This is a genomic window from Streptomyces sp. UG1 (assembly GCF_049974585.1).
Lineage (GTDB): Bacteria > Actinomycetota > Actinomycetes > Streptomycetales > Streptomycetaceae > Streptomyces.
Map to the genome: position 1 here is coordinate 1 of NZ_JBNGGG010000160.1, position 841 is coordinate 841.

The 841-nt window shown below is 69.9% G+C and carries 1 protein-coding gene; it reads right to left on the minus strand.

Going from position 1 to position 841, the window contains the following annotated elements; genetic code table 11:
* Positions 1 to 841: crotonase/enoyl-CoA hydratase family protein (locus tag ACP4J3_RS50805; RefSeq protein ID WP_426545107.1), on the minus strand; the 841-nt coding region annotated here is incomplete at both ends.

The following is an 841-nucleotide window of genomic DNA, read 5'->3' on the forward strand; positions in this document are numbered from 1 at the left end:
ATCCAGCGGCCCGAGTCGCGCCACTTGACCGCCTCGTGGAAGCCGTGGGTGGCGGCGAACTGCTGGAACCAGCGGCCCTCCGGTGAGTGCCGGGTGATGCCGTCGAAGAGGGTGGCCAGGATCTGGGTGCCGTGCAGGCCCATGTTGTCGTAGGCCTGGTTGATCATCAGCTTCTGCATGGCGAGCTGGTTGACCGGCACCCCCGCGATCCGGTCGGCCAGTTCCTCCACGCGCGCGTCCAGGTCCTGCGGCGGCGCGGCGTCCAGCACCAGGCCCCAGTCCGCTGCGGTGCGGCCGTCGATGGTGTCCCCGGTCAGCAGCATCCGCTTGGCGCGCTCGGCGCCCAGCCGGTACACCCACATCGCGGTGGTCGGGCAGCCCCACACCCGTGCGGGCATGTAGCCGATCCGCGCGTCCTCGGCCATGACGACCAGGTCGCAGGACAGGGCGATGTCGCTGCCGCCGGCGACGGCATGGCCGTGCACCTTGGCGATGGTGGGCTTCAGTGACCGCCACAGGGTGAAGAAGTCGTCGGTGAAGCCCTTCATCCAGGCGAAGTCCTTGATGGGATCCCACACCGGGGTGCCGTCGGCGGCGCCCTGGGTGCCCTGGCCGTCCTCGGCGGAGATCTTCAGGTCGTATCCGGAGCAGAAGGCCCGGCCCGCTCCCTGGAGCACGATGACGTGCACGCCGGGGTCGTCGTTGGCGCGCCGGACGGCGGCCGCGATGTCACCGGGCATCCGGAAGTCGATCGCGTTGAGCCGGCCGGGCCGGTTGAGGGTGAGGTACGCCTTGCGGTCCTTCACCTCGTACAGGACGGTGGACTGCTGATCGTCGGTCA